Raw genomic sequence first — 230 nt, 5'->3', positions numbered from 1 at the left:
CATTGATGGAATAACTTTCGTGGGACTTGCCGACCGAGTTTATTTCCTGATCTTTTAAATAGGCCTCCGACAAATAATCGTTCAAAGGCAAAATGACCTCTGTTCGTGCCGCGAAACCTGTCCAAGGGTGATCAATGATTAAAAAATCGTACCGTTTTGCCAATTGATCTATGGGTTCATCGGCAAAAGCTTGTAGAGATCGCTTTTCCCAAACAATATCCACATCTGGG

The 230-nt window shown here is 42.6% G+C and carries 1 protein-coding gene; it reads right to left on the bottom strand.

Features of this window, described 5'->3' with window-relative positions; genetic code table 11:
* A partial coding sequence (locus H2O73_RS24440) for a hypothetical protein (protein ID WP_220457797.1) occupies positions 1 to 230 on the bottom strand: 230 nt, incomplete at both ends.

Origin of the sequence: Vibrio marinisediminis (assembly GCF_014050145.1) — a bacterium.
GTDB classification, from domain to species: domain Bacteria; phylum Pseudomonadota; class Gammaproteobacteria; order Enterobacterales; family Vibrionaceae; genus Vibrio; species Vibrio marinisediminis.
Note: the sequence above shows the minus strand (reverse complement) of the source record. Positions and strands in the feature narration are given on the sequence as shown.